The organism is Mycobacterium sp. (assembly GCF_032162605.1).
Classification (GTDB): Bacteria; Actinomycetota; Actinomycetes; order Mycobacteriales; family Mycobacteriaceae; genus Mycobacterium.
Genome location: NZ_JAVROT010000233.1, coordinates 1 through 6561, shown reverse-complemented (window position 1 = coordinate 6561; position 6561 = coordinate 1). Strand labels below are relative to the sequence as shown.

At 64.2% G+C, this 6561-nt stretch carries 6 protein-coding genes and 2 pseudogenes; 4 read left to right on the top strand and 4 right to left on the bottom strand.

Features of this window, described 5'->3' with window-relative positions; all coding sequences use genetic code 11:
• The coding region (locus tag QOI01_RS14180) for an MMPL family transporter (RefSeq protein ID WP_526381893.1) at positions 1-744 on the top strand (744 nt) is incomplete at its 5' end.
• A gap of 51 nt (positions 745-795) precedes the next feature.
• Here the strand turns inward: QOI01_RS14180 and QOI01_RS14175 are convergent.
• Together QOI01_RS14175 and QOI01_RS14170 are read right to left on the bottom strand one after the other, a co-directional pair.
• Complete coding sequence (locus tag QOI01_RS14175) at positions 796-1086, bottom strand: hypothetical protein (protein WP_526381891.1); 291 nt, start codon at positions 1084-1086, stop codon at positions 796-798.
• Between the two features lie 201 nt (positions 1087-1287).
• Complete coding sequence (locus tag QOI01_RS14170) at positions 1288-1779, bottom strand: MarR family winged helix-turn-helix transcriptional regulator (protein WP_526381889.1); 492 nt, start codon at positions 1777-1779, stop codon at positions 1288-1290.
• Positions 1780-1881: 102 nt separating this feature from the next.
• Between QOI01_RS14170 and QOI01_RS14165 the strand changes: the two genes are divergently transcribed.
• Positions 1882-2886 (top strand): cytochrome c oxidase assembly protein, encoded by a 1005-nt coding sequence (locus QOI01_RS14165; protein ID WP_526381887.1) that lies wholly within the window; start codon positions 1882-1884, stop codon positions 2884-2886.
• 363 nt (positions 2887-3249) lie between these two features.
• On the opposite strand, the gene QOI01_RS14160 is transcribed toward QOI01_RS14165, so the two are convergent.
• The gene (locus QOI01_RS14160) at positions 3250-3915 is read right to left on the bottom strand and encodes a peroxiredoxin-like family protein (RefSeq protein ID WP_526381885.1); all 666 of its coding nucleotides are present in this window, start codon (positions 3913-3915) and stop codon (positions 3250-3252) included.
• Positions 3916-4006: 91 nt separating this feature from the next.
• Between QOI01_RS14160 and QOI01_RS14155 the strand changes: the two genes are divergently transcribed.
• The gene (locus tag QOI01_RS14155) at positions 4007-4603 is read left to right on the top strand and encodes a TetR/AcrR family transcriptional regulator (protein ID WP_526381883.1); all 597 of its coding nucleotides are present in this window, start codon (positions 4007-4009) and stop codon (positions 4601-4603) included.
• 416 nt (positions 4604-5019) lie between these two features.
• Here QOI01_RS14155 and QOI01_RS14150 read toward each other — a convergent pair.
• Positions 5020-5142 (bottom strand): annotated as a pseudogene (locus tag QOI01_RS14150) (DUF417 family protein); the annotation flags it as partial.
• Between the two features lie 811 nt (positions 5143-5953).
• On the opposite strand from QOI01_RS14150, the pseudogene QOI01_RS14145 reads away from it, so the two are divergent.
• Positions 5954-6168: pseudogene (locus tag QOI01_RS14145) on the top strand (ATP-binding protein); the annotation flags it as partial.
• Positions 6169-6561: the final 393 nt, after the last annotated feature.

Below are 6561 nucleotides of genomic sequence, written 5' to 3'. Positions count from 1 at the left end.
GCGACCGTCGAGGGCATCGCCAGGGTCGATTCCGAACGCAAGGCCGCGCAGGACGCCTTGAAGATGACCTCGCTCTCGAACGCCAAGATCTATCTGGGCGGGGTCGCGGCCACCTACAAGGACATGTCCGACGGCGCCAAGTACGACCTGATGATCGCCGTGGTATCCGCCCTGACGCTGATCTTCATGATCATGCTCATCCTGACCCGAGCCGCGGTAGCAGCGCTCGTCATAGTCGGAACGGCAGCCAGCTCGATCGCCGCGTCATTCGGCATCTCGGTGCTGCTCTGGCAGGACCTCTTCGGCATTCAGGTGCAGTGGCTGGTCATGCTGATGTCCGTGATCATCCTGCTGGCGGTGGGATCGGACTACAACCTATTGCTGGTCTCCCGGTTCAAGGACGAGATCCACGCCGGTTTGAATACCGGCATCATCCGTTCCATGGCAGGCACGGGCGGCGTCGTGACATCCGCCGGGCTGGTCTTCGCGGCCACCATGGCGGCGATGTCGTTTAGCAAGCTGATCGTGCTGGCCCAGATGGGTACCACGATCGCAATCGGGCTCTTGGTGGACACCTTGATCGTGCGCTCCCTGCTGATGCCGTCAATCGCAACGCTGCTGGGCCGGTGGTTCTGGTGGCCGCAGGTCGTCTATCCCCGTGGCGACCACCACTTCCGGAAGACGCCACCTCCGGCTCCGCCGAGCGACGACGAGGACACTGCGTCACTGCCGGTACAGACCTGACGGCAGGGCCGCAGCGACCAGGTGTCGGACTTCGACAGTGGCGGCGTGGATTCACCCCACTAGCGATTGGATTTGCGCCCAGTAGCGAGCCTGCTCGGCCTTCGGCACGGGTGGTGCGAACGCGACGACGATGGTCTCGACCTGGTCGAGACCGTGGTCCCCGGCGTAGGCCTGCGCTCGCGCCGTGGTTTGAAAGGATTTGACCCGCAGGGTATCGGTCACGATCGACTGGTCGCACCCAGCGGCGGGGCACTCCTGCGCCGTGGTGTCGACAGGTTTCGCCGCGGCGAAACCCGTTCTGTTGAGGGCATTCACGACGCCGCGCGCGGTCAATGCGCCCATCTCCCCACCGCGGGTGGCCGTGGCGGCAAGATCCGACGGACTGGCCGCCTGCGGCGACGCAGGGGTCGGGTAGCCCGGCGGATGACTTGCACATGCGCTGGCGAGGCAACCGAGTGTCAGACACGTGGCAAAGATCTTTCCCAACACCGACATTCACTCCCATCCGTTGTCTCTGGGCGCCAGCTGAGCATCGGCGCGTTGTCAGACGAGGAATCCATCGATTTCCAGCACGGCGGCGGGCTCGCCGCCCGCCTTGGTGAACGCGGTCAGCGCGCGGATCAGGCCGTGGCGCTCACGGTTGGGCATGTTCACCACGATCTCGGCGAGCGTCCGGCGCCGGCCCGCGGTGACCGAAGCCACCACCTCCCTGCCCCGCACGGTCAGATCGACGACCATTTCACGGCGTGAGTCGGGATGCTGTTGCCGGTCGATGAGGCCCGCACCGACCAGTCGATCCACCATCCGGCCGGTGGTGGAAGGCCGAACCTCGAGCAGTCCCGCCAGTGTCGCGAGGTTTACCGGGCCCCGGGTAGACAGGATCACCAGCGTCCGGAACTGCGGAATCGTCAACGTCACATCGAGATCGGCGATGGAGCGCGCCGAGATAGCCACCAGCAGGCGGGAGGCCGTGAGCAGCGCGTCGGTGATGGCGTCCACCGACTCGTCGGCTCCGTGATCGCTGCGGGCTGGCATGGGACTCCCCTTCCAGATGCATCTCTGGGCCGCCAGCCGTCTTTCGTGAACCTGGCACCAACCCCATAGACAACTATTGCATACTGCAATGGTGAACAGTCCATGCGCGGCTACGCCATGACGATGGACCCCGCCCCGCCCACCGGCACCGCCTTGCTGACGACCTGGACGTCCTCCCCCGTGGCCGACCTGCTGATCGCATTCGGGGTGGCGGGATATCTCGCACTGCTGATTCGACTTCGCCGCAATGGCCACCCGTGGCCCATATTGCGGACTGTCTCCGCGCTATGGGCAGTGGCCGTTCTCATCCTCGTCGTCAACAGCGCCCTTGCGGTCTACAGTCACCAGTTGTTCTGGGTGCACATGATCGTGCACTTGATGCTCATCACGGTGGTGCCCGCACTACTGGTGTGGGCGCAACCGATCCGACTTCTGCACGAGGCAGGTGGACAGGCGACTCGCGCCCGCGTCGACGGCATCCGCGCGGGACGGGTGTTCCGTGGTCTGATCTCGCCGCGATTCACCGTCCCGTTCTATGCGGCGGTGCTGGTTCTGACCCACTTGACCGGGTTTCAGCAGGCGATGAGCCAGCACATGTGGATTCACGACGGTGAGCTGATCCTGTATCTGGTCGCCGGCTACCTGCTGCTGCTTCCGCTGGCCGGCGACGAACTGACCACCGATCCGCCCCTGGCCCATCTACTGCGGTTCATCATCCTTGCGATCTGCATGTTCCCCGACACCATGGTCGGGATCGTGTTGATGATGACCAATACCGCGCTCGCACCGGCGTACTCCGCCTCTCGTGATTGGGGACCATCGGCGCTAGCCGACCAATCCACGGCAGGTGCCATCATGTGGTTCGGTGGCGACGGGCTGATGATGATCCTGATGGTCGCCATCGGGGGTCTGTGGGTCGCCGGTGGCGATCGCGTGAGTACGAGTCTCGGGCCGTGGCTGGACGGGGTCCGGTGGAACGCAACCCTCGGAACCGATGCGGACACCGACGGCTCGATCGACCTGGACGACGACGATGCGGCCTTGGCGGCGTACAACGCCCGACTCGCCGCTCTGCATCACCGCAGCCTCAACGGTCCGGGGCGGTAACGGCATGGCTTCAGCAGACCGGCTGTCCGCGATGATGGGCAGAATGCTGCAGACTCGGCGGCTGGTCCGAGCGCCGATATTGTTGTACGGCTTGCGAATTGGGTTTCTACCCGGCCACCGGATGCTCCTACTGCAGCATCGAGGACGTAACATTGCTCCCCCCGACGCCGCCGACGCAACGCTGTCGCGCTACGCCCAGCGACACCCCCGAACGTGGGAGCGGCCGCGGCACACACTCGAACGGGCCTTGCACACAGACGATCTCCGGTTGCCGATGTTCGCCCTCCAACTTTGCGCCGCGCAAGGGTGCTGACGAGCGGTAGCTGGCGCCGGCGACGAGGAACACCTCGTGCGGCACTGAATTCAGCTCACCGCATCGACGGCGGCCAGGATGGCGGATACCTCGCTACGGCTCGCGTAGTTGGGATGCACGTCGATCCACCGGACGATGCCCGCAGCGTCGACCACGACGACCGTGGGCATCGGCAGGGTCTTCCCACCGTCGGCATTGACATCGGTGAGATCGAGCCCCAGCTTGACCTGTCCCGCAACGGCATCAGCGGAAGGTTCGGTCAGGATGCCAAGCGCGACGGCGAGTTGATTGCCCGGATCGGACGCCACGGAGTAGGTCAGTTCGTTGGACTCGGCTGAGCTCAGCGAGCCGTCGGGCTTCTGCGGGCTGACGGCGATCAACTCGAAGCCTCGATCGGTGAGCGCAGGCACCAGCTCGGCCTGATACGTACGCAAGGTCATGTTGCAGTACGGGCACCACGCCCCGCGGTAGAAGACCAACACGGCAGGCTTGCCGCTGCGCAACCGATCCAGGGAGGTGGGCGCCCCGTGGACGTCGAGCAGGTCGCCGTCGGGCATGACGGTTCCTGGCGCTACGACCTCGCTCGGCACACCTTGAGCGTTCAGCGTGGCCTGATCGGCGGCGAAGGCGGCCAAGACCTCGGCCGGCAACTTCCCGGCGGATCCTGCTGCAATCGCTTCCGACTGCTCCGCGATGGTCGGTGTGTGGGTCGTCATGCGATCGCCTCCCGCAGATGTATTGGATTGATCACTCCACAAAACGCCTCCAATTTTGGATTGTCAACTCCAGAATCGGTAGCCTCAAATGATGATTACCCGGAAGGGCCAGGCCCCCCGGGACCGAATCGTGGCCGCTGCCGCTGTCCTGATGTACGAGCGAGGGGTTGCCGGCACCAGCACCGAGGACGTCCAGGTCGCCGCTGGCGTCAGCGCGTCGCAGGTCTACCACTACTTCGTCGACAAGCGCGCCCTTACCCGCGCCGTCATCGAATACTGGAGCGACGAGATCCTCGGGTTCCAGGAGCCCCTGCTCGCCCGCCTCGATGACTTCGATGCGTTACGCGGCTGGGCGGAAGTCATCGTGGACGTCCAGCGCTCCAAGGACTTCCGGGGCGGCTGCCCATTGGGCTCGTTGGCCAGCGAGCTTGCCGAGAGTGACAGCGCGGCAAGAGAAGACATCGTGGCCGGCTACCGGCGGTGGCAGGGCGCCATCCGTGGTGGTCTGGCCTCCATGAAGGACCGCGGCGAGCTCGCGCCGGTCGCCGATGTCGACAAGCTGGCCACGACGCTTTTGACTGCGCTGCAGGGTGGACTGCTGCTCACCAAGACGCTGCGCGACGGCGAGCCACTCGAGACCGCACTGAACACCGTGATCGATCACATCGCGTCGTTCGCCACCGACTGAGCCCGCCCGCGACAGGTTACACGTCGGCCGAACAGGTGATTGCTCAGCTGGCATTGCGCGTCGAAGAAGACCGTCATCGCCGGATCACCTGGTCCATCGGGTCGTTCTGGGCTCCGGGGTAGCCGGATTCGTAACGGGTCTAGGCCTGGCCGGGGCGCACGCTGGTCACGGTGCACATCCGACAGCGGGTGTGTACCGGTCCGGTTCACGACGACGGTATCGTGGATTGGCGACGTCGTACCAACATCCCGCGTCCCTGATCACGGTTCTGATGCTGATCAGGCCCTGCGCATTGCTGGGCTCGGGCGGCTTATTGAAGCGTGCAGTTGATGAACAACGCGCGCAGCCCGGCGAAATCGCTCACCCGCTCAGGCATGGCTTGCCATCCGGGGGCCACGCGGCGCATCGGCCAGCGTCTACACCGCGATGCCAAGCAGCGCAACGTCCTTGACCAGGAACTGGCCGGTCATCGACAGCAGCGGGACGCCGCCCGCGGACTCCTCGCCGATGCCCGGTGTGGTGAACAGGAAGCTGATGGTCGCCGGAATAGCCCGACGGCCACCACACTGCCCAGCGCCGACACGCCATGGGCGTGTCAATCGAGGGGGTTGAACCGACGCCGCCACATCCGGGGCGACGCCACACACCGCGAACCGGTGCCCGCGACTTGAAACCTCGCAGGCCAGCAGGGCACCTCACCCGCGAAGCACATCCGGGGAGCTAATCACCGGACCGCCGACCAAGGAGATCACCACGATGTCACCCCAATCACTGACAGACGACGCCCGCTCGCATCGGTTCTATTTGGAAGCGTTGGCTTTACGGTTCTAGGCCGTCGACGTAGCGGCTGCGGTCCGCGTGGGGCTATCTCTTCAACGGTGGTTCCGGCGGTTTTCATTGAATTTTGTCGGCTGCCGGGAATCGGTCGCCGAAAGTGATCGCAAACGCTTTCAGCGCTGGTTTCGTTGTTTCGTTGCGGAGCGAAACCCGCGCTCCCGTGGAATAATTCGCCTCGTGAGGGACATTTTTATCGTCATCAGCATTGCTGTAGTCCTCATGGGCATCGTCTCAGTCATGGCTTATGTGAGTGTTTGCCACCCGAGAGACAAACCCCCGCCGTGGGGTGAAGAACAGCCTTGACGTAAGGCTTCGGGGCAAGGCCCCCTGGGCTAGCGCCACCGCACCTGAAGATCTGACTAGCCTCGCTGCCTCGAAGCGGCGCGTCCTACTCGCATCTGCCCCCGAGCCGCACACCGCGCCACCCGCCCGAGTGTCGGCGACGCCTGAAAGATACCCCCGTGTCGACGTCTGAATTTCGGCCCCTTGCGACTGATCTTCGGCTTACCGAGCCCAGAAGCCGCGAACCTGTTCTTTCAACCGGTGTCCTCCTGCTACGGGCGGCCCAGCTTGATCGTCATGTCCAACAAGCAGTTCGGCCGCTGGGGCGAAGCGTTCGACGACCACGACGTCGTCGCCGCAGCCATGATCGACCGCCTCGTCCACCACGCCGACGTTCTCACCTCAAAGGAGACAGCTACCGACTCAAGACCCGCGACCTCCGCCGCGGTAAGGCGGACACCTCGGCATCGAAACCGTCTCGTCTAACTTCGCTTTTCTTCTGCTGCAATGCCTTCGGGCGATCTGTTCAGAGCACCCGGAGTTTGGGGCTCGGCTCGACAAAGGTTTGACGTCGATTGCTGTTCAACGGGTGATGGATGACACCTTCGATCCAGGTCTGCCCGTGACGCTGAGCCGCAGCACGCCGTCAGCCGTCGGCGTCGCAACTCCGCACCAGGCCTGATCAACGTCATGGCCTTCTTCAATAGACCGCGTTGGTGGGTTAGCCGCGGAGGTGGGGTAGGACTTCCTGGCCCAAGAGTTTGATCTGGTCGAAGAACCGGTCGAACTTGAACCGGAAATCAAAGACCAGATGCTCGGTGCCCAAATCCTGGAACTTC

Coding starts and splice junctions, on each gene's coding strand:
- QOI01_RS14160 (WP_526381885.1), bottom strand. CDS start 3,915: ATGACGACCCACACACCGACCATCGCGGAGCAGTCGGAAGCGATTGCA.
- QOI01_RS14175 (WP_526381891.1), bottom strand. CDS start 1,086: ATGGGCGCATTGACCGCGCGCGGCGTCGTGAATGCCCTCAACAGAACG.
- QOI01_RS14155 (WP_526381883.1), top strand. CDS start 4,007: ATGATTACCCGGAAGGGCCAGGCCCCCCGGGACCGAATCGTGGCCGCT.
- QOI01_RS14170 (WP_526381889.1), bottom strand. CDS start 1,779: ATGCCAGCCCGCAGCGATCACGGAGCCGACGAGTCGGTGGACGCCATC.
- QOI01_RS14165 (WP_526381887.1), top strand. CDS start 1,882: ATGCGCGGCTACGCCATGACGATGGACCCCGCCCCGCCCACCGGCACC.